The organism is Halomicronema hongdechloris C2206, assembly GCF_002075285.3.
Lineage (GTDB): Bacteria > Cyanobacteriota > Cyanobacteriia > Phormidesmidales > Phormidesmidaceae > Halomicronema_B > Halomicronema_B hongdechloris.
Map to the genome: position 1 here is coordinate 4374686 of NZ_CP021983.2, position 20815 is coordinate 4395500.

The following is a 20815-nucleotide window of genomic DNA, read 5'->3' on the forward strand; positions in this document are numbered from 1 at the left end:
AGTCAAACGGGCATTTTCTACAGTTTTTTTACTGTTTATCAGTTTAAGTTTGAAAATGAAACGTAATCACCTAATTCATAAGACGTATCTATTTATAATTTTACTGAGTTTTTTTAATCTATCATGCACTTCCCAGCATGAGAATCAGTCCAGTAGCTATCCAGCTGTTTCAGAACCCACAGGCAATGACTTAGGCAAGCGAAATGCAATGTTGTGGGAGCATGAAGATTGGGATTTGAATAATCCTTCCTGGAAGGATAACCCGTTTGATTTAGTCGCTACAGTCAGCTTCGAACATCAAAATAGCAATGCCAGTCACACTACGGAAATGTTTTATAGAGGTGATAATACGTGGGGATTTCGCTTTACTGGAACTCATTTAGGTCAGTGGAATTTCACTACGATCAGTAATGATCCCGATCTAAATGGTTATTACGGAAGTATTATCGTTCGACATAATTCAAACCCAAATCTTGCCGGTTTCATGACTAATATTGGTAATAAATTTGCTTTGCAAACGACTGATACCGAAACGCTTCGACCATACTTATTTAATGCCTATATGAATCAGCAAAGCTTTGAGGAAAGTGGCTTTGTTGGGAATTGGACTGATACTCAAGATACAAGTATTTATCTGCAGGATGCAAAAGAGCACGGTTTCGACACAATTTTATTTGCCATTAACAATAGCTGGTTTGAATTTGGAAGTTCGGGATGGGATGAACATAATAGCGTCAATCCTGACATTGAAACCTTTGAGATTCTCGAAAATCTAATCATTAATACACATCGCCAAGGCGGGCGGGTTCATTTGTGGGCTTGGGGTGATGAAGAGCGTAGATGGACACCTATTGGGGTTGGATGTAACAGGCTTACTCGCTTTCTGGAGTCTTGTGATGGTGGTATCAATGGTGAGGCAGACCGCAGGCTGCAACGCTACATTGCTGCGCGCCTAGGTCCTTTGCCAGGATGGACGATGAATTATGGCTTTGACTTACAAGAATGGGTCAGCGAAGAGCAAACAGGGCGGTGGGCTGATTACTTACGAGAGCATATGGGCTGGCCCCATTTATTATGGGCTAGAGGTCGGTTTAACTCTAACCTAAGTGTGGCTTCTTATTCTGGAATGGGTCATACTTACGAGGATGCAGTTAGCAATCTGGAAGCGGATCCCACACGGCCTCATATTTTTGAAGAGCGTGATCTTTACTTGCGCGAAGATTTTCACACCATGGATTGGACTCGCCAACACCTGTGGCGATATACCCTGGCTGGAGGACATGGCGGATTTTGGGGTGTCGGCTTGGATGATGATGCGAAGCCATACCCAAACCCTGAACAACTACGGACGCATCAGCAATTTTGGTTAGAGGAAAAGCGGTTTCTATTTGCGATGAGACCTGCCAATAGTCTGGTGACTACAGGTGATGGATATGTTCTAAAGATACCAAGCAACGCCAATTATGTTGTCTATCAAGAAGATACAGATGTAATTCGAGTAGATTTGTCAGAGATGCAGGGAGAGCAACTCGCGATCGCTGTGAACACGAAAAATGAATACGACGAAATCGACTTGGGGATTTTAGAGCCAGGACAACAGACTTTAGAACTACCTGAAGTTTCTGACTGGGCGATCGCCGTAGGAAAATTCAATCAATAGGTAAAACGCACTATTCAACCGACGCAGGGTTATTCTTCCTGAGCCTGTAGCTGTTCAAAGCGTCGTAGGGCCATAGTGCTATTGCGGCGGTAAGCCTCGACTCGTTCCTGGGCGACAGAGTAGCGGTTGTCGCTGGGGGCGACCTCAGCCATTAGGTCTGAGGCTCGCTGCCAGCGATTGGCTAAATCGAGCCATTCGGTGGCGGTGGCAGCAGTTTGACCATCGGCAGCGGCCTGTTCAGCAATGCGTACTGCTTGGGCAAAAGCATCTTGAGCCGAGGGATCAGTGGCGGCGGATATGGACTCGGTTTCAGTGGGGTTGGAGTCGGATGAGAGCAGTTCTATGCCCAACCAATCTTTGAGCCCCCACCCTACTAACACTAGGAATAGACAGAGGCTGGCCCCGCCTAATAACCCTCGCCAAAACCAGCGCTGACTGGCATCTCCTCGCAGACCATTACGCGTAATGCTGGGCGGTGGCGCAAATTTCTTTCGAGGTAAGTTGCGGTCTTGCCAGAGTCGTACCAGAGGATTGGGACGTCTGAGACGAATCAGTTGTGACCACAGGAGTTGCTTCTGAGGATCACTCTTGATTTCTTCCAGCCAGAGCAGTTGCTGCTCTTTGATGATGCGACCGTTGATGTTGACCTTGGAAATGTGGCGGGGACCAATCGTCTCTAGAATCTGCCTGACTTGTTCAACGACGGTCTGTTGCTCGAGCTGCTCGGGACGTTGGGCTTCACACAACAATTGCAATACGCCCTGATCTAAGACGGCTCGACTGCGGATGCCGTCATCGGCCAGGCGCGTGTTGAGAATTTGAATGATGGCGGCGACGCTTCCCTGGCGCGCTTGGCTACTGATATCGTCAATCGATTGCATCATGATTGGGCCGGGAATTTATCCCCATAGCCGAACGGTGTTATTCATCCTAGCAAGAGAGATCCCAGAAAGGTCATTGCTGTCTGAGATGCTGACTGTCGTTGAAGTGACGGATTTGCCACAGAATGCTGTTGAGGCGGTTGGTGTCGGTATTATGCCAGCGACTGCGATCGCACCAAAATTCGAATAGGGCGGTGTTAGCCATAGGGATTTGCCAGGTGCGATCGCATCCTAAGATTTCCGCAATCAGGTGCTCTAGCAACCAATGATGGCTGATCACCCACAGCCGCTCACCATTGCCATGGTGGGTTAACACATGCTGCCAAAAACGACGGCTGCGGGCTCGACCCGCCGCCAAGCTTTCTGCCTGGGGGATGGGAATCCAGTCGAGGCTGGTCATCATGCGATCGCACAGGTCTGGATATCGTCGGCAGGCCTCTGCCCAAGTCAGGCCGGAGAAAATGCCATTATCAAACTCCTGCAGATCAGGAGTCAGCTGCACCGGCACCGGAGGCTGTGCCTCCACAGTCATGCCATGGCCCAGGCCAGCCACCATATGGGCCAGGGTGTCTACGGCCCGTTGCAAAGGACTGCAATAGATTTGGCTAGGGGGCGCCATAGTCGCCAACCGGCGCCCCAAGCAAGCTGCCTGCCACCGCCCCAGCCCAGATAACGGCGTCGATTGGCCTCCTTCCATTTGCCCCAACGCATTCCCCACCGACTCGCCATGACGCATCAACAGAATCTGTAAGTAATCCATGTGCTATTGACTAATCACCCTGGCAACCATCCACTGATTTCATGCCTGGAGAGGAAGCCTAGCCTTTACAATAAGTAACCGTAGCTTGTGAAGGCCAATACTGCCGATGCTGCTTAAGTCAACCACCCGTCATGTCCGCCTATTTGCCGCTGAAATTCGAGACAATGAGCTGGTTCCCAGTGACAGTGTGCTGACCCTAGATGTCGATCCAGACAATGAATTCAACTGGAGCGAAGAAGCATTGCAGCAGGTCTATCGTGAATTTGATCGCCTCGTGGAACTCTACGATGGGGCTGAGCTGGTCGACTACAACCTGCGCCGCATTGGTTCTGACCTAGAGCACTTCATCCGTACCCTGCTGCAGAATGGTGAGATCAGCTACAACTTAAAGAGTCGCGTCATGAATTACAGTATGGGATTGCCTCAGGTTGTCACTAATCAGTCTGATCAGGCTGATCAATCTGAGTCATCCTAAGGTTCTTTAGCGGCCAGTGGGCCTAAGCATTGTGATCGAGTGCCCCAATCCCGGCTGTCACGCATCAAATCCCGAGACACACCAGATGTGCCAGGTGTGTCAAACGCCATTGCTCCATCGCTATCTCTGGAGCACGGGGCCTCAACCAATTACCCTGCCAGAGGGGACCCGCCTGGCGGATCGCTATCAGGTTAAGGCGGGGGGAATTGTCCTAGATACTCGCCCTGGTCTGGCCCCCGAGCCCGTGGATGAGGTCCCCGACTTCTGCTTGCCCTATCTTCAGCTCTCGGACTTTCCGCTCCATGTCCCGCGCCCCTATGCCCTCGTCCCCGCTGTCCCTGAGCTATCCCTTCATGCCCCAGTGGTGCTACTGGAAGAGGCGGCCATCAGTACAACCGCAGGCACCCCTGAGGTACTGCCCGGCTTGGCCCAGGCTTGGGCAACGGCCCCCGGCTTGCGGCAACTGAATTGGCTCTGGCAAATGGCTCGCCTATGGCAGCCCTGCGTGACTCAAGGGGTAGGCACTACCCTGTTAACCCCCGACGTCTTACGAGTCGACGGGGCGCTGATAAAATTCCTAGAGCTGCGGGCAGATGCCAACCCTCTTGCTGAATCGCCTCAACTGTTAGGGTCGCAGTGGCAATCCCTGATTCCCGCGGCCCATGCTTCCCTACGCCCCTACCTGGAACGCCTGTGTGATCAACTCAGCACCGGACATATTGCCACCGCCTCTGCCCTAGTGGCCCAACTGGAGCGGGCTCTCTTGGCCAGCACCGAGGACCAGACCGTGACGCTGGCCCTAGCCACGTACACTGATCAAGGCCCCACCCGACAGCGCAACGAAGATGCCTGCTATCCAGATGGTGGCACCGCGACTGCCCTAACGTTTGGGACCGGCCAGACGGATCAGCCTTGGCCTCTGATGATTGTCTGTGATGGCATCGGCGGCCATGAGGGCGGTGATGTGGCCTCTCACCTGGCCATCACGACCATCTGCCAAGAGCTACAGTCCCTACGCCAGGAAGCCGTCAGCCGTTCAACTAGATTAGAACCAGCTACCGTTACTAATCATCTCCATCGAGCCATCCGAGTCGCCAACGACGCCATTGCCCAGCGCAATGATCGGGAGCAGCGCCAGGCCCGCGAGCGCATGGGCACAACCCTAGTCACCGCCTTGATCGCTCCTCCCTTTCTCTACATTGCCCATGTGGGGGATAGTCGAGCTTATCGCATTACGGCCCATGGCTGCCGTCAAGTTACCCTGGACGACGATGTCGCCACTCGAGAGATGCGCCTGGGCTATGGCTTTTATCAACAAGCGCTGCAACAGCCTAGTGCTGGTTCCCTGATTCAAGCCTTAGGCATGGGCAGTTCTCAGGGCATTTATCCGACTGTGCAACATTTTCTCCTGGAGGGGGAAGCACTCTTTTTGCTGTGTTCGGATGGGTTGAGCGACAACGATCGGGTTGAGTCTTTCTGGCAGATTGAACTGCAGCCCATCCTGGCTGGAAAACGCTCGGTTAAAAAAGCAGGCCAACATCTGATTGACTTAGCCAATCTCTGCAACGGTCATGACAATGTCACCGTAGGCTTGCTGCAGCTACAACCAGCTCCCTGTGAGCCCGATCCGCAACGGTTACTGGCAGCAGCAGCCATAGCGGCGCCCGAGCCGTTGGTGATGCCGTCTCCTGAGCAAGTGCCGCCACCAGCCCAGCGACTGAGAACGATATTTTGGGGAGGGCTGCTGGCCCTTGGCGTCGGGGCCGGGGCCGGGCTTTGGTGGTGGCATTGGCAGCAACGGCAGGCCCTCATGCCTCGCCAGTCGCCTACGGCGCTCGCCCCTGCCGAGGATAGTCTGCCGCGACCGAGTTCGTCGGTGTCAGCCGGCAAACTTCTGCAGGTGAAACAACCTATGGCAGTCAATGGGGCCTCTGGATCGGCTCGATTCCTCGAGGTACACTCAACCCCTACGGCGGGTCCCCTAGATCAGGCTCTGGCTCATATCCCCCCAGGGAGTATTCTGAAGGTAGAGAAACGGCAAGTCATTGCGGATAGTACTGCCTGGATAAGTATTGTTGTGTGTTCGGTGCCAGGGAGCAGCGCCTCTCCTGAATCAGCATCAAGGTCCGATTCTCCTGGAGGTGCCTCTACTAGCGGCGTTTTGGCAACTCCTGGGCCGCCACTGGGGCCAGGAGACCAAGGGTGGATCCCAGAAGCCACCTTGATGACGCTGACTGAATCAACGCTAACTACTCCAGCCTGCCCCTAATCGGCTGTTTGTTATTAGAGTCGCCCCATATGTCTTTGTCTGAGCCCCTCTCGCTTCAGCTTGCCATCGATCGGCTGACGGTTGCCGCAGAAGACCGCTACGCCATCTGGGTCCTGGAAAGTCCCTATCCAGGCGGCTATGTCCATCACGACCGGATTTGGGACGAGGCACTGTCTAATCTGTGGAGGAATTGGCAAGATTTTTTCTCGCTGCGGCCCTTACCGCAGGTTCCCCATGTCCCGTCTACCTATGTGCCTCAGTTTGATCGGGAGCGACTGTCCTCTATGGCCAACGGGGGGGAGCGACCTCGGGGCTATACCAGTCGTCTGATGCAGGATCTGGGCATTGCCCTGTGGCAATGGTTGTTTGATGGCCCGATTCAGCAGAGTTTGGAGCGCAGTTTAGGAATGGCTATGGGCCAGGATAAGCCCTTGCGGATACGACTAGATATTCGCACGCCGGCTCTGATCAATGTGCCCTGGGAGATCATGCAAGCTCAGTCGGGGCGTCAGGCCATCGCCCTAAGCCAGCAAATTCTCTTTAGCCGCACCACTAGTGCGGTGGATCCGCTGCTGCCACAACGTCTGGATGGCGCGCTGCGCATTTTGCTGGTGTTAGGCCAGGATGAGGCTCTGACTGGCGATGGCCCTAACGCCGCAACACTGCAACTGCACGAAGAGGCCCAGGTGCTGAAGGAGCTGTTGGAGCAGGGGACTTCGGGTTTGAGAGACAGCAGCGACAAGGCCTTTTGCCAGGTACATACGCTGCTGCAACCCGAGCCGGCTGAGCTCATCCAGCAGTTGGAAACGGGGAATTACAATGTGTTTTTCTATGCTGGCCATGGCATTCCGGCTCCCGATGGCGGTCTGCTGTTTTTGCGGCCAGGGTCACCCCTCAATGGGACGGAGTTAGCCCAGGTATTGACCCGGCAGCGGATTAAACTGGCCGTGTTTAATGCCTGTTGGGGGGGACAACCCGATCAACGTCCCCAGCGCACTATGGCCCGCAGCAGTCTGGCCGAGGTGCTGCTGCATCACGGGGTACCGGCGGTGTTAGCCATGCGGGACTCGATTGCCGATGAGGAGGCGCTGAGCTTTATTCAGGCCTTTGCCCAGGCATTGGCGGAGCGTCGACCGGTGGAAGAGGCCGTTGCGATCGCACGCCAGCAGCTGCTCACCCTATACAAATTCAATCAACCGGCGTGGACTCTGCCGATGCTGTACATGCATCCCAGCTTCGATGGCGTCATCCTCAATCCGGTCGTCGACGATGTTACCCGCCTGCCGGGGGAGTCGTCAGGTCACCAGCAACTAGCCACCCTCCGCTTCGTCAAAGATCCCGAGAGTGCCTGGCCCATCTATGGTGGTGTCCTTCGCATTGGTCGCCGCCCTGGCAACGATCTGGTGCTCTCCGAGCCCTGGGTATCGAGCCAACATGCCGAAATTTTCTGCCGCCACGGTAATACCCTGGGGCAGCCTGGTGCCACCTACTATCTGCGGGACTATTCCCGCTATGGCACCCTTTACCAGGTAGATCAGGGATGGCAGCAGGTCCATCGTGGCGAAATCGAGTTGACCCCTGGCACTCAATTACGCTTCGGCAGTCCCAATGGTCAATGCCTAGAATTCGTCATCGAAGATGTCTCCTCCTCTGCCTCTAGCTCTGCCTCCAAATGAGTTTGGTAAAGTAGGTGTATAAATTTTCTGGCCTTGCGGAACGGGGAATGAACGTGATGTAGCTACTGGATGTCAACACCTAGGCCATGTTCAGTGCTGAGCAGGTAGCTGATACCGAGAGGCTCAGAATGCAGGCTAAATGTGGGTAGGTTACTCTTTGTATCTTGGGTTCTAGGCAACGTTATGGCCAACGATTCACGCAAGCCGTCCGCATCACAATCGGGGCGCATCCGCGCAGAGCAGGAACTGTTCCACGCCATTCTAGACGAGCGGGAGCCGTATCCCTGGCAGCCCCACGCTCCGCAACAGGAGGCCTATTTCAGCGAGTTGGAGACCGAATGGGGCCAAGTGGAATTGGCTCCCGAGGAACGACAAACTCGCTGGCAAGCCTTCTCGACTCAGCTGCAGGCTCTCTGGGCCGAAGCCCCCGCTTTGGAGCAAACGACCCTCTTCAACCTGCTGAAGCGGCAGTTTCAAGATCGCATGCCAGACGTCTTGCTGCAGCAAATTTCCCAGCAGGCCATGGCCCTGGTCCGCCAGGGAGATCCGCTCATCGACCGCCTCGTCACCTGTGTCCACAACCTGATGCCGGAGTGGGATCCAGAAGACCTGGCTGTTCTAGCCCGGCCCTTGGCCTATTCCCTCAGAGATGGCCGCGAGGAAGTACTAGACCTGACCCTGCGTTCGGTCCGATCCACGGAGTGGGATAGCCTATCGGCCATCGAACGAGCCCGACTCGGTCTGGCCATTACCTGCTATGCCCTGAGCCAAGCCCAGGCCCTGGAGCAAGACTCGTAAGCCAGTAGGGGCTCAGGGTTGCGATGGTCAAAGCCGGCCCTGAAGGAGCACCGCCCCCGGACTGGAAAAGTGAGTTATCCCATGGCTCCTGGGAAGGGGCAGGGGAGTAGGCTGGGGCCTAGGAACCAGGATCACCAGTGGTTCCTCCATCGAGCCAACCTTCCTGGCTTGCTGCTGCCTCCGATTCAGTGGCGGCGGCGGTCCCATCGGCATCGTCACTTTCTGCCGTGGCCATCGGCTCGTCACCCTGGGTATCGCCAGTCTCGACATCCCCTGTCGGCTCGGCAGGGGTAGCCTCGTCAGCCTCGTCAGCGGCCGTCGGCAGGTCTCCGCGCAGACGGCGGATTTGATTGCGAAAGTAGCCCTGGCGATAGTCCATGTGCTGGGCCACGATCAGGCCCTCGCGAAAGGCCGCCATGGCCAAGTCGGTCTGCCCCTGGGCGGCATAGAGCTGCCCCAGCTGATCGAAGACAGCGGCGATGCCATAGGCGTTATAGCTTTGCCGCTCTAGCTGCAGCAGCAGTTCATAGAGATAGACGGTGTCGTCGACCCGCTCTAGGGATTGATAGATCTCGGCCAGCTCTCGCACGATGTCACTGGCTTGGGCAAATTGTTGCTGAACAATGGCGTCTTCGTAGGCACGCCGATAGAAGGTTGCCGCCTGATTTAATTGATCGATGGCGCGGTAGTTACGTGCGATCGCAGCTTCTAAGGCCGGAATCGGGCTGAGCAACTCCACCTGGCGATAGTGCTGCAGTAGCTGTTGCTGGGCCGTAATTGTCTCCTGGTAACGGCGCTGTTGCTGCTGCGAATCGATCAAGGCCTGCAGGTAGCGCTGTTTTAAGACAGCATCATCTTCAGAGAGTAATTCTTCAGGCGGTAACCGCTCCAACAACTCCTGATAGGTCTCTGCCGCCGCCGCAAACTTAAACCACGCCTGCTGTAGGCGTCCCTGGGCCTGTAGCCAATAGCGATAGGCGACTTGATTGTCCTGGGCTTGGGCCTGCTGTTTTAGCAGCTCATAGGTGGCAATTGCCTCATCGGGGTTGCCCAGCACCTCAAAGCCCACCGCCGTCTCCTGTAACCGCCGCTGATCTAGGGGAGATTGCTCTGCTAAGTTATCTCGAATCTGCTGCAGCCGCACCGTGAGTAGTTGCACATCTTGGGTGCGGCCGGCCTGGCGCACTCGCTGTCCCACCCGCTGAATCGCCGCCAACTCCTGATCGAGGCCCAAGAGCCGCCGCAGTCGCACCTCCCGCATCCAGGCGTCATAGGCTGGCTCTGGCTGTCCGGTTTGAGACAGGGCCAAGGCCTGCTGGTGCAACTGGTCCAGATCCAGTTCTAATTGATACTTCTCTAGGGGGCTCAGGGGACGCTGGATCGGATGCACTGGCAACAGGGGATCCCGAGGCTCATCCAACAACGGATCTGACAGAAATTCTTGCCGCACCACAATATCCAGGGTCTGCCCCATGGCTGGCAGCTGACAGCACAGCCAAAACAGCGCCAGACCACTCCAGCCTGCTAAACGAGCCCACTGACGCTGTCTAGTCATAACCTGCCCTATTGCCAATCGTCACCACAAATCATAGCCTCTATCGGTAGACGCCTCAGGTATCCCAGAGGTTGCAGCCCTAGGAATGGGACCAGAGTACGGTAATCTAAAGATCCGGCAATTTATCCTGTCGCGGACTTGCCAGCCCATTGGTCTGCCTTCCATACACGATTGACTATGTCTGCCACTGTTCCGTCTACCGCCACCCGCACCATTTGCATCGGTTCCCGCAAGAGTCAGCTTGCCCTGGTTCAAACCTACTGGGTGCAAGAACAGTTGCAGCACCAGTTTCCCCATCTCACCTTCGAAGTGAGAACCATGGAGACCCAAGGCGATAAAGTGCTGGATGTCTCCCTCTCCAAAATTGGGGATAAGGGACTATTCACCCAAGAACTGGAAAACTCCATGCTGCAAGGGCAGATCGATTTTGCCGTCCATTCCCTGAAAGACTTACCGACGCGGTTGCCAGACGGGCTGATGCTGGGCTGCGTCACCGAGCGGGAAAATCCGGCCGATGCCTTGGTTGTCCATGAAAGGCATTTAGATAAGCAGCTGGAAACCCTACCTGCTGGCTCAATTATCGGGACATCATCCTTAAGGCGGTTAGCGCAACTGCGGCACCACTACCCCCACTTCACCTTCAAAGACATTCGCGGCAACCTCAACACCCGCCTGCGCAAGCTGGATGACGGTCAATACGACGCCATCATTCTGGCAGTGGCCGGGTTGCAGCGCCTAGATATGGCCGCTCGCATCCATCAAGTGCTGCCCTCTGACGTTTCTCTCCACGCCGTCGGTCAAGGGGCCCTGGGGATTGAGTGCCGCCAGGGAGATGGGGAAATCTTGGATCTTTTACAAGCCTTGGAGCATCCTCCCACCAAATCTCGCTGCTTAGCTGAGCGGGCTTTCTTGCGGGAATTAGAGGGCGGCTGCCAGGTCCCCATCGGCGTGAACACGGTCATCGAAGGGGAGCAGCTGACTCTAACTGGTGTCGTGGCCAGTCTGGATGGTCAAACCCTGGTGAAGGACAAGGTGTCTGGACCCACGGCGGAGGCTGAAGCCATGGGCACCCGATTGGCGAAAGCCCTCCGCAGTCAGGGGGCCCAAGCCATTCTAGATGAGATTACCTGGGCCCATCGCTAAGCCTTATCGGTAGGACCAGCATAGGTGCTGGCCCCTCCTATGCGGCTACGCCCTAACTAAATAAGCTCGTGAGCGCGCGGCCCATGTTCTGCGGTTGTAGGGCATCCATGGCCGCGGTAGGTTCGTAGCCGCAGTGCACCATGCAGTCGGCACACTTGGGATTACCGCTCTGGTGACCGTAGTTCTCCCAATCGGTTTCCTCAATCAGTTGCTTGAAGGTACTGTAATGGCCTTCATTCATGAGATAGCAAGGCTTTTGCCAGCCCAGTACGCTATAGCTGGGGCTGCCCCAGGGGGTGCAGGCATACTCCTTCTCCCCAGTTAAAAAGTCGAGAAACAAGGGATTGTGGTTGAAATCCCAATTCTTTTCGCCCGCTTTGAAGGGGGCCAGAATTTCCCGAAATAGGGCTTTGGTATGCTCCCGCTGCAGGAAGTGTTCCTGGTCGGGGGCCCACTCGTAACTATAGCCTGGCGAGACCATCATGCCATCGACGCCGACGTCGCTGAGAAAGTCGAACAGTGCCTGAATTTCCTTGGGATCGGTGCCATCAAACACGGTGGTATTGGTTGTGACTCGGAAGCCACAGGCTTTAGCGGCGCGAATGGCGCTAATGGCAATATCGAAGACGCCCTGGCGATCAACGCAGTGGTCATGCAGCTCTTTCAAGCCATCGAGATGAATGCTGAAGGTGAGGTAAGGCGAGGGTTCGAACTTATGTAAGCTCTTCTCGAGCAAAATCCCATTGGTACAGAGGTAGATAAACTTGCGCCGTTGTACTAGACCTGTCACAATCTCGTCGATTTGCGGATGTAGTAAGGGTTCTCCCCCAGGAATCGACACCACCGGGGCACCGCATTCCTCCACAGCAGCAAAGCACTCGTCTGGGGACAGATGCTGCTTGAGGATTTCTTTGGGATGCTGGATTTTGCCACAGCCGGAGCAAGCTAGGTTACAGCGAAACAGCGGTTCCAGCATCAACACTAGAGGAAACCGCTTACGTCCCCGCAGCCGTTGGCGAACCAGATATTGCCCTACGGCAAGGGCTTGTTGTAAATGAATGGCCATAGCGTATTCACCCCTCACGTCAACCAGACGCCCCGTTGGTTGATGCGGTGACGTCATAGGTTACATGGTAACGGGGGAATGGGGAGTAGACGTGAGATAGCCCTGAGAAACTATAGGGATATGGGCAATATTCAGTCGTTAGTCCTAGGCACGCCACCGCAGCCAGCGCCAACTATCCTCCAGCAGTGTGTACAGCACCGGCACCACGATCAGGCTGAGCAGAGCCGACGTAAAGAGACCGCCGATGATGGCCACGGCCATGGGCTGACGCAGTTCAGCCCCGGCTCCCCAACCGATGGCGATGGGCAGCATGCCCAGAATGGTCGATGCCGTCGTCATCAGAATCGGGCGCAGCCGCACCATACCCGTTTTAAGGATGGCCTCGGTGCGCGCTAAGCCGTCGCGCCGCAGCTGGTTGATGTAGTCCAGCAGTAACAGGGCATTTTTATCCAGCAGGCCCAGCAAGAACAACAGGCCGATTAAGGAAATCATGCCAAATTCGCTGCCGGTGATCAGCAGGGCTAGGGTGGCCCCTACTAGGGATAGGGGCAACGACAGCACCACCACCAGCGGCTCCAACAGACGACCGAAGGGTAGCATCAGCACCAGCAGCATGCAGAGGATGGCCAGGGCCAAGATCTGAAGGAAACTCCGTAAGACGCTGCCGGCTCGGGCCGAGTCGCTGCCCAGATCCAGGTCTACACCGGCGGGCAATTGGGGAGTCGCCAGGGAGACCACCTTTTGGGTGGCATCTCCCAGGGCTAGGTCAGGGGCCAGGTTGGCGTTGATGTAAGCAACCCGCTGACCGTCGAGATGGTCAATCTGACCAATCTCACCGTCGGTGGTGTCGTCGCCGGTGGCATTGACATCGACAAAGCCGGATAATTCAACGATATCGGCTTTAATGGCCTGGGTTGTTACCTGCAACGCCTCGATATCACTGCCCAGCAGGGCGATTTGCAGCGGTTTCTCGCCACCGGTGTCGACGAAGGGAATCGCCTCGACGCTGACTTGGCTGCCCTCGGGTACCGGCAGAGTCGCCCGCATGACCGCTTGCACCTCGGCGGTGGTCGCTTCCCGGTCGTCTCGCAGCCGCACATACAGCAGGGCGCGGTTGGGGGTACCGCGATCGCCAATGGTGGTGAAGACGGTGTCTACCTCAGTGGTGGCTAGCGCGGCGGCTGCCAAGTCGGTGATGGTGCGTTGGGTGGCCTCTAACAGGAAGGCCCGACCATCGGTTGCGGCGGTGAGTCGATCTGAGGCTGTGGGGAAATCGCCGCGGTTGGCGCCTGTAGGAGTGTCTTGGGAGGGCAGGGCGGTGGTGACGACGACATTGAATTCTCCTCGGTCCAGCTGGGGGATAAAGCCCTGGGGAATCAAGGGAATTAGGGTTACTCCTGCCCCTAGGCTCAGTAAGGCCAGGCCCACGATGATCCAGCGATGCTGCAAGGACCAGGCCAGCAGGTGGCGATAGCCCAGGCTGAGGCCATCAATCCTAGAGGCCTCTGGGGCATCATCGGGGTGGGAGGAATCGCGATGGGGCCTGAGCCAGTAGACCGACAATACGGGCGATAGGGTGCGGGCAATCAGCAGGGAGATTAAGACGGCGGCGGAGACGGTGAGGCCGAAGGGCTTGAAGAATTGCCCCACGGTTCCTTCCATCAGGGCCACGGGTAGAAAGACGGCGACGATGGTGAGGGTGGCAGCGGATACAGTCAGGCCGATTTCCTGGGTCGCTAATAGGGCGGCCCGGCGCGGAGAATTGCCCTCGTCGATGTGGCGCACGATATTTTCTACCTCGACGATGGCGTCGTCGACGATGATGCCGATGACCAGGGCTAGAGCCAGCAGGGTGATGGTCTCTAGGTTGAACTGGTAGCTGGCCATGACGATGGCGGTGCCCAGCAGAGAAATGGGAATGGCCAGGGCGGTGATCAGGGTGGCCCGCCAGTTTCGTAGAAATAAAAAGATCACGCCGACGGCAATGAGAATGGCCAGTATCAGAGAATCAATGGTGGCTTGGACGGCCTCTTGGATATAGTCGGCCTGGGTGGCGGCCTGGGTGAGTTGCAGCTGCGGATATTGAGTCCGGAGTTGTTCGACTTGCTGCTCGACTTGTCGGACCACCTCTAGGGTATTGGCCTGGGCCTGTTTGATTATCCGCAGGGCCAGGGCTTGGTCGCCGTTGAACTGGATCAGGGTAGGGAGCTGTGCGATGGCGGCGTCAGTGTCGGGGGTCGGGGGTTGGGCCTGGCCTAGGATATCGACGCGGGAGACGCCGGCAATGGTTGCGATCGCAGGGGCGATGTCGGCCTCTGCGACGGTCGCCAACTCCTGCAGAGAACGACCGTCGTCGGTAATGGCATAACTAACCACCGCCGATTCATTCAAATTCAGCGGCGTCATCTGATAGCTGGCACCCGTCGGTAGGTCTAAGGCATCTAATTCAGCCTCGACCGCCTCACTGGCGGCCGTCAACTGTCGCCCCACCTTGAAGGAGAGATTGACCACGGCCCGTCCTGGGTAAGAGACCGACCGAATTTCCTGGAGATCCTCCAGGGATTGCAGCTGACCTTCCAGAGGAGTCGTCAGCTCCGCCTCTGTGACCAGGGCCGTCTCGAAGGGACCATTGGCAGTCACCACCACCACTGGAAAGGTGATGTCGGGAAACAGGGCATATTTAAGGGAGCCAAAGGCGAATAGACCGGCTACAGTAACGGCAATCCAGAAGCCAATGGTCAGCCAAGGAAAGCGAATGGCTAAGCGAGAAATATTGAGATGGTGCCGCAGTGCTGGACTGAATAGGCCCTTTTGCATAGAGTCAACCGCTACCAGCGGGGGGTATCGTCATGGTTGGGGCGGTAGAGTGGAACATGACCTAGACTAGCTTGCCTTATTTTGTGTCACGCATTAAGACGATTTTGGTGCCCCAGGGAGCAGAATACCGCAGTGTCTGTCGCGGTCTCCGGCAGATAAAGCATCCGCCGCGGGTAGTGGCGGTGCCTTTGGGTCCCAAGGGGGTGAAAACCAGGTTGATGCAGGAATCCAAGTTAGGGCCGACATTGATGGTGGGCCTAGGAGGCGGTCTCAGGCCCCAGTACCGGGTCGGAGATGTGGTCATCTATCGTGACTGTGTCGATAGCCTGACGGGTAAGGAGCGCCGGCAACGATGCGATCGCACCCTGACCGACCATCTGGTCCAGCAACTGCCTGGGGCTATCCTGGGTCGCGGCTTCACCAGCGAACGGGTGATTACTGTTCCCCCAGAAAAACAACAATTGCACCGACGCTTCGCCGCCGATGTCGTGGATATGGAAGGGGCCGCCATCCTGGCAGCGCTCTCTGCTCAACCGGTGGCTATGATCCGGGTGATTAGTGACGACTGTCGCCAGAGGCTACCGAACCTAGAGGCAGCCCTGGCCTCAGATGGACGGTTACGTCCCTGGCCCCTGACCTTAGCCTGCCTGGGCCACCCCCTGGCCGCTGGGCGTCTGATTCGTGGCTCCTTGACGGGGTTGGCGGTGCTGCAACGGCTGATGACTCACGTGGTTCGCGACTAAACCCATGGCTCTTTTCCTGCGACCAATGCCGATGATGCCCCAACCAGGCCGGCGACCGTGAAACGACTGTCGATTTTAGGCCTCTTGATGGGGGTGGCCCTGCTCAGCGGGCTGATTCTCTGGCAAGGGCTGGAGACCCTGGAGCAGTTATTTAGCCAGGCGGGGCCAAGCCTCTGGCTGTTGCCCCTGTTCTACCTGCTGCCCTACGGCTGTGCCGCCCTCTCTTGGCATGCCCTATTCGCCCCTAAAGCCCATCCCCCCTGGTCGCTGCTGCTCTACGGCACCTGGATCAGTCTGGCCATCAACTGGTTATTACCAGTGGGTCAAATCGGTGGTGAGTTGGCCCGGATTCGACTGTTGCGGCGGCGGCGCCATGGGGTTGGCCCCACCGTCGCCAGTGTGGTTGCCGATCAAACCCTGCAAATTTTCACCCTAGCCCTGTACAGCTTGTTGGCGATGCTGTTGTTGACCTCCCTGACTCAGCAGCGCTGGGATCTCAGCATTGTCATCACCGGCCTGGTGATAGCAGCTGTGAGTTGGGGAGTGTATCGGCTGCAGCGGGGTGGCCTGTTTCAACGCTTCGCCCGGGTGGCCCAGCGCTTTGTGGCCGCCTCCCCCGATCGCCTGCAACAGGCGGGAGCGGCCATTGATACTGCCCTAGCAGCCCTCTATGGGCGCCGGCGACGGTTGCTGCAAGCGACCGCTTGGCGAGTCGGCTTCCGGTTGCTCTCGGCGGCAGAGGTCTGGCTGGCCGTCTGGTGTTTGGGCCATCACCTCTCTCCCTTAGAGGCTGTCATTATCGAGGGGTTGGCCCAGGGGATTCGCTCTGCCGCCTTCGTGATTCCTGGCGGTTTGGGGGCCCAAGAGGGGGGGGATCGTGCTGGTGGGATCTGCCTTGGGGTTACCGCCCAAGTGGCCCTGGCCCTCTCCCTCTGTAAACGGTTTCGAGAGTTGGTGTTAGGGATGCCGGGGCTGTTGGTCTGGCAGTGGCAAGAGGGATGGCAGCTATTGACCGGGAATTCCTCTAAACAGCCTTAGGTAGGGGCCGCCGTAGCAGTCCTCGAGCCTGATAATCCTGTACGGCATCGGCCAGGGATACTTCGATGGGGCGGCAAGTCAGCCCTAGCTGCTGCTGAGCCTTGTGGCTGCTGAATCGCAGCGGACTGCGGGCCAACCGTACCCGGTTAGGGGGGCCGCCGGGGGACGATGGGTAATATGATCGGCCCAAAATTCTTGCACCACACTGATGGCATAGGCCAGTCCATAGGGGATCTGCCGCTGGGGCATGGAGAGCTCCGTAATCTGCTGCAGGTGCCCCAGCAGTTGCTGCAATTCCAGGTTGGTATTGGCCCAAGATATACCGTTCGCCCACCTGTCCCTTCTCGGCCGCTAGCAGATGGCCCAGGGCCACGTCGCGGGCGTCGATCAGGTTCAGGGTGCTGTTGAGGAAGGCTGGGTAGCGGCCATTGAGGAAGCCCAGCAGCATCCGGGAGGGCGGCGTCAGGCGGCGATCTCCAGGGCCGATGGGAATGGTGGGGTTGACGATGACCACCGGCAATCCCCGGGCCGCTGCCGCCAGTGCTTCTCGCTCGGCCAGAAATTTCCCCTGGCAGTAGGGACCGACCATGTCATCGAACTCTAGCCGAATGCTCTCATCGGTCTCTTGGCCGTCGGCAGGGATGCGATCGCACTTAAGAATCGACTCGGTGGAGGTATGGACGACCCGCTCCACCCCCGCGGCCTGGGCGGCGGCCATGACGGTGCGCGTGCCCTGCTGATTAATGGTCAAGAAATCTTGTTTACGCGGGGCCCAGAGGCCGGCATTGGCGGCCAGGTGGAACACCCAGTCTATGTCGGCCATGGCCTGGGTGACCGGCTCGGCATCGACGATGGAGGCCTGGACATAGTCAATGGTTGGTTGGGGCTGCTGGGGCCGATCCAAGTCCAGAATGCGGATGGTATGGCCCCGCTGCTGCAACAGCCGCACCAAATGCTGGCCGATAAAGCCCAACCCTCCCGTCACCAGACATCGCTTGCCCATAGTCTCTAGTGGATTCCCCCGGCCTGATAGACTCTGAGGGGAAGAATGACATGTCGGTGGCTAGACCGCAACTATCAACAGCCCGACTTCAAACCTCCATGGGACACTCTCACTCACCCCGACTCCTGCATCCGTTGATGGGATGCAATCTGGCTACCCTGGTCCAGGTGCTCCGCCGCCATGGCGGTGTCGCCCCCCGCTTTGCCGGTCACCTTGCGATCGCAATGGCCGCCACCCTGCTGCGCTGGCCCTTTACCACCTATGAACGCTGGCAGGTCAGCCGCACTGCAGCGCCCGCAGCGCCCGCTCCCGTTTTCATCGTGGGCCACTGGCGCAGCGGTACCACCTTTCTCTACGAACTGCTTAGCCGCGCTCCTCAATTTGCCTACGTTTCTCCCCTGGCCACCGGATTGCCCTGGGACTTTCTTACCTTGGCCACCCGGCTACAGCCTCTGCTAGAAAAAGCCCTGCCCCAGGATCGCTTCATCGACCAGGTGCAGGTTACCCCCGACGCCCCCCAGGAAGACGAAATTGCCCTGGCCAACATGCAGTCGGTGTCTTTCTACCATGGGCTGTATTTTCCCCCGGCACTTCCAACGCAACCTGGAGGCCGGTTTATTCTTCGATCACTGCTCTCCCCAGCAGATAAAGGGCTGGGAATGGGCCATCACCCATTTCTTAGACAAGCTGCAGCGCCAACATCCCCACCAGCAGCTGCTAATCAAAAACCCCGTCTATACCGGGCGCATCGCTCAACTGCGCCGCCTCTGGCCCCAGGCTAAATTCATCCACATCTATCGCAATCCCTATCTCGTCTTCCAATCCACCCGCAACTTCTATCAGAAACTGCTGCAGGAACTGGCCCTGCAGTCCTGCGACGCAGTCCCCATTGACCAAGTCATCCTGAGCACCTATCCCCGCCTGATGACCTCCCTGCTGCAAGACTCTGCCGCCCTGCCAGAACACGACTTTGTCGAATTGCGCTTCGAAGACTTTGAGGCCGATCCCCTGACTCACCTAGAGCACAGCTACAGCCAACTGCAACTCGACGGCTTTCAGCAGGCCCGCCCCCACTTCATAGCCCACCTCAAGTCCCGCCAAGGCTACCGCAAAAACCGCTATACCTTCACCGCTGAAACCTTAGAGCAGGTACAAACCCACTGGCAGCCCTTTCTAGACCGTTGGGGATATCAGCCGCCTGCGGAGTGAGAGGGGAGATGGGTGGATGGGGTGATGGGGTGATGGGTGGATGGGGTGATGGGGATAGCGCAGCCTGTCCGCAGGGCTTAGGCATTTTAAGGGTTGAATTTTAAGGGTTGAGTTTTGAGTTCTCTCGGTAATGATTGGGTTTACCCTCAACACTGGTCATTTAAAACTCTCTTGCCTGCTCACCCCTGTCTTGGTTCTGGTCTACTAGCCAAGCAAAAAGCCCCTCGCTACCCTGCCGATGCGACGCGATCTATAACGACTAATCGACAGGCTCTTCCGCAGGGTCCAGGGCGACGGTTCGCCCTGGTTGAGGGGGTGCCGGGGAAGCGAAATTCCCCCGGGCGAGTACCCCGAGCTACTCAATTAAGCGTCGTCTTATCGAGGTCTACTACACCTAACCGATGCAACCCGATCTAGCGCCCCTCACAGATATGGCCGATGAACCGCGAATCAAGACCCGCTAGATCGCTGAGGCACGTGTTTTATTCATGGTGTCAGCATGAGCTTGGCCATTCCCGCCGGCGCAGGGATCCACCCTGAAGTGCTTCTCCCACCATGGATTCCTACGGAAGTGAGAATGACGGGTTGGGTTCGATACCGGCTAAGACATTTGGGTGTATGAGCGGACTTGATATGAGTAATAGAGCGATTCAGTAATAGATTGATGAAGAGCAGGCATAGAATGCCCTCCTGCTCCAACTTGTAACGCTGCCGACGCGATTGCTAAAGAAATCAAGTGATATTCTCCACTCGTAAGCCATAAACTCTCAGATTGCTTTAAGCTTCAGCTAGCCACTTCCTTTAAGCTTTGAACGGTAATTCTCTGCCGCTTTAGGGTGGCCTGGCAGCGAGAGACCCTCCGGTGTTCGATTATTCATGTGTGAGGAGACAACGTTATGAGTCTGCATAACGAGGCCCTGGAAACGCTTAAACGCACGAGTCGTACCTTCTATATTCCCATCAGCTTGCTGCCTGAGCGCCTTCAAGATGCAGTAGCTGCCGCCTATCTGTGTATGCGGGCCATCGATGAGATTGAAGACCATCCTGAGCTCGATAACGCCGTCAAGGCAGAACTCCTGCGCACGGTCAGTGTCAGTCTGCAAGGCGGCTTTGAGGGCTCCCGTCCCCAAGACTTCTCAGCCGGCCTAACCCACTATCAGCACCACCTAGATGAGGTATCACTGCGCCTTGGCGATTGGGCCCTGTTGGCACCCGCGTCTATTGCCCCGCGAATTTGGGATGCCACGGCGGCCATGGCTAACCGCATGGCCTATTGGGCCGACCGCAATTGGGGCATCAATACCTACGAAGAACTCAACCAATATACTTTCAGTGTGGCCGGGGCTGTGGGGCTGATGCTGTCGGATCTTTGGGCCTGGCATGATGGCACCCAAACCAACCGCAGCTATGCCATTGGCTTTGGCCGCGGTCTGCAATCGGTGAATATCTTGCGCAACCATCTGGAAGACCGCCAGCGGGGGGTCGATTTCTTTCCCCAGGGTTGGGTTGCCGAAGACATGCACCAGTATGCGCGTCAAAATTTGGCCTTAGCCGATGCCTACGTGGCAGAGTTGCCAAAGGGTCCGGCCCTAACCTTCTGCAAGATTCCCCTAGCCCTGGCCTACGGCACCTTAGATGCCCTAGCGGCGGGCAAAGAGAAGCTGAACCGTGGCGATGTGCTGGCTCTGATCAGCAAGGTGATGGCTGTTCCCCGGTAGTTCT

General features: G+C 57.0%; 17 protein-coding genes and 1 pseudogene. 11 read left to right on the forward strand and 7 right to left on the reverse strand.

All coding sequences use genetic code 11. The features are described from left to right. The first annotated feature begins 55 nt into the window (after window positions 1-55). Window positions 56-1660 (forward strand): DUF5060 domain-containing protein, encoded by a 1605-nt coding sequence (locus XM38_RS19835; protein ID WP_080813892.1) that lies wholly within the window; start codon window positions 56-58, stop codon window positions 1658-1660. A gap of 29 nt (window positions 1661-1689) precedes the next feature. Here XM38_RS19835 and XM38_RS19840 read toward each other — a convergent pair whose 3' ends face one another. Continuing rightward, complete coding sequence (locus XM38_RS19840) at window positions 1690-2544, reverse strand: hypothetical protein (protein ID WP_080813890.1); 855 nt, start codon at window positions 2542-2544, stop codon at window positions 1690-1692. Between the two features lie 70 nt (window positions 2545-2614). Next, on the reverse strand, window positions 2615-3301 hold the full coding sequence (locus XM38_RS19845; RefSeq protein ID WP_088430814.1) for a histidine phosphatase family protein: 687 nt from the start codon (window positions 3299-3301) through the stop codon (window positions 2615-2617). A gap of 106 nt (window positions 3302-3407) precedes the next feature. Here XM38_RS19845 and ndhM point away from each other — a divergent pair, with 106 nt between their 5' ends. The 4 genes from ndhM to XM38_RS19865 all read left to right on the forward strand — a co-directional run bounded on the left by ndhM (window position 3408) and on the right by XM38_RS19865 (window position 8519). Then, the gene (gene ndhM, locus XM38_RS19850; RefSeq protein WP_080813887.1) at window positions 3408-3776 is read left to right on the forward strand and encodes an NAD(P)H-quinone oxidoreductase subunit M; all 369 of its coding nucleotides are present in this window, start codon (window positions 3408-3410) and stop codon (window positions 3774-3776) included. A gap of 85 nt (window positions 3777-3861) precedes the next feature. After that, window positions 3862-6045 (forward strand): PP2C family protein-serine/threonine phosphatase, encoded by a 2184-nt coding sequence (locus XM38_RS19855; protein ID WP_088430816.1) that lies wholly within the window; start codon window positions 3862-3864, stop codon window positions 6043-6045. Between the two features lie 29 nt (window positions 6046-6074). After that, window positions 6075-7721 (forward strand): CHAT domain-containing protein, encoded by a 1647-nt coding sequence (locus tag XM38_RS19860; RefSeq protein ID WP_088430818.1) that lies wholly within the window; start codon window positions 6075-6077, stop codon window positions 7719-7721. 183 nt (window positions 7722-7904) lie between these two features. Continuing rightward, entirely contained in the window at window positions 7905-8519 is a 615-nt protein-coding gene (locus tag XM38_RS19865; protein WP_080813881.1) for a hypothetical protein, read from the forward strand. Window positions 8520-8637: 118 nt separating this feature from the next. On the opposite strand, the gene XM38_RS19870 is transcribed toward XM38_RS19865, so the two are convergent. Next, on the reverse strand, window positions 8638-10074 hold the full coding sequence (locus XM38_RS19870; protein ID WP_080813880.1) for a tetratricopeptide repeat protein: 1437 nt from the start codon (window positions 10072-10074) through the stop codon (window positions 8638-8640). A gap of 177 nt (window positions 10075-10251) precedes the next feature. Here XM38_RS19870 and hemC point away from each other — a divergent pair, with 177 nt between their 5' ends. Continuing rightward, window positions 10252-11217 carry a hydroxymethylbilane synthase gene (gene hemC, locus XM38_RS19875; protein ID WP_088430820.1) on the forward strand — a complete coding sequence of 322 codons (966 nt, stop codon included), beginning with the start codon at window positions 10252-10254 and terminating at the stop codon, window positions 11215-11217. A gap of 52 nt (window positions 11218-11269) precedes the next feature. On the opposite strand, the gene hpnH is transcribed toward hemC, so the two are convergent. Together hpnH and XM38_RS19885 are read right to left on the reverse strand one after the other, a co-directional pair. Further along, window positions 11270-12283 carry an adenosyl-hopene transferase HpnH gene (gene hpnH / locus XM38_RS19880; RefSeq protein WP_080813878.1) on the reverse strand — a complete coding sequence of 338 codons (1014 nt, stop codon included), beginning with the start codon at window positions 12281-12283 and terminating at the stop codon, window positions 11270-11272. A gap of 144 nt (window positions 12284-12427) precedes the next feature. Then, the gene (locus tag XM38_RS19885) at window positions 12428-15100 is read right to left on the reverse strand and encodes an efflux RND transporter permease subunit (protein WP_088430822.1); all 2673 of its coding nucleotides are present in this window, start codon (window positions 15098-15100) and stop codon (window positions 12428-12430) included. An 83-nt stretch (window positions 15101-15183) separates the two neighbouring features. Between XM38_RS19885 and XM38_RS19890 the strand changes: the two genes are divergently transcribed. Continuing rightward, the gene (locus tag XM38_RS19890; RefSeq protein WP_137455186.1) at window positions 15184-15843 is read left to right on the forward strand and encodes a phosphorylase family protein; all 660 of its coding nucleotides are present in this window, start codon (window positions 15184-15186) and stop codon (window positions 15841-15843) included. Between the two features lie 57 nt (window positions 15844-15900). Continuing rightward, window positions 15901-16881, forward strand: a complete 981-nt coding sequence (locus XM38_RS19895; protein WP_080813875.1) for a flippase-like domain-containing protein — start codon at window positions 15901-15903, stop codon at window positions 16879-16881. On the opposite strand, the gene XM38_RS19900 is transcribed toward XM38_RS19895, so the two are convergent. Together XM38_RS19900 and XM38_RS26515 are read right to left on the reverse strand one after the other, a co-directional pair. Beyond that, on the reverse strand, window positions 16868-17884 hold the full coding sequence (locus XM38_RS19900) for an NAD-dependent epimerase/dehydratase family protein (RefSeq protein ID WP_088430828.1): 1017 nt from the start codon (window positions 17882-17884) through the stop codon (window positions 16868-16870). The two genes, XM38_RS19895 and XM38_RS19900, sit on opposite strands and share 14 nt — an antisense overlap. A gap of 113 nt (window positions 17885-17997) precedes the next feature. Continuing rightward, window positions 17998-18264, reverse strand: a complete 267-nt coding sequence (locus tag XM38_RS26515; protein ID WP_202979084.1) for a hypothetical protein — start codon at window positions 18262-18264, stop codon at window positions 17998-18000. On the opposite strand from XM38_RS26515, the pseudogene XM38_RS29155 reads away from it, so the two are divergent. From XM38_RS29155 to XM38_RS19910, 3 genes and pseudogenes are all read left to right on the forward strand, one after another. Further along, window positions 18244-18318 (forward strand): annotated as a pseudogene (locus tag XM38_RS29155) (hypothetical protein); the annotation flags it as partial. The gene XM38_RS26515 and the pseudogene XM38_RS29155 overlap by 21 nt on opposite strands. A gap of 133 nt (window positions 18319-18451) precedes the next feature. Continuing rightward, window positions 18452-19093: a sulfotransferase family protein gene (locus tag XM38_RS26520; RefSeq protein ID WP_202978930.1), complete on the forward strand. Its 642-nt coding sequence runs from the start codon at window positions 18452-18454 to the stop codon at window positions 19091-19093. A gap of 896 nt (window positions 19094-19989) precedes the next feature. Continuing rightward, a complete protein-coding gene (locus XM38_RS19910) occupies window positions 19990-20811 on the forward strand; it encodes a squalene/phytoene synthase family protein (protein ID WP_080813873.1) in 822 nt (273 codons plus the stop codon). Window positions 20812-20815 lie beyond the last annotated feature (4 nt).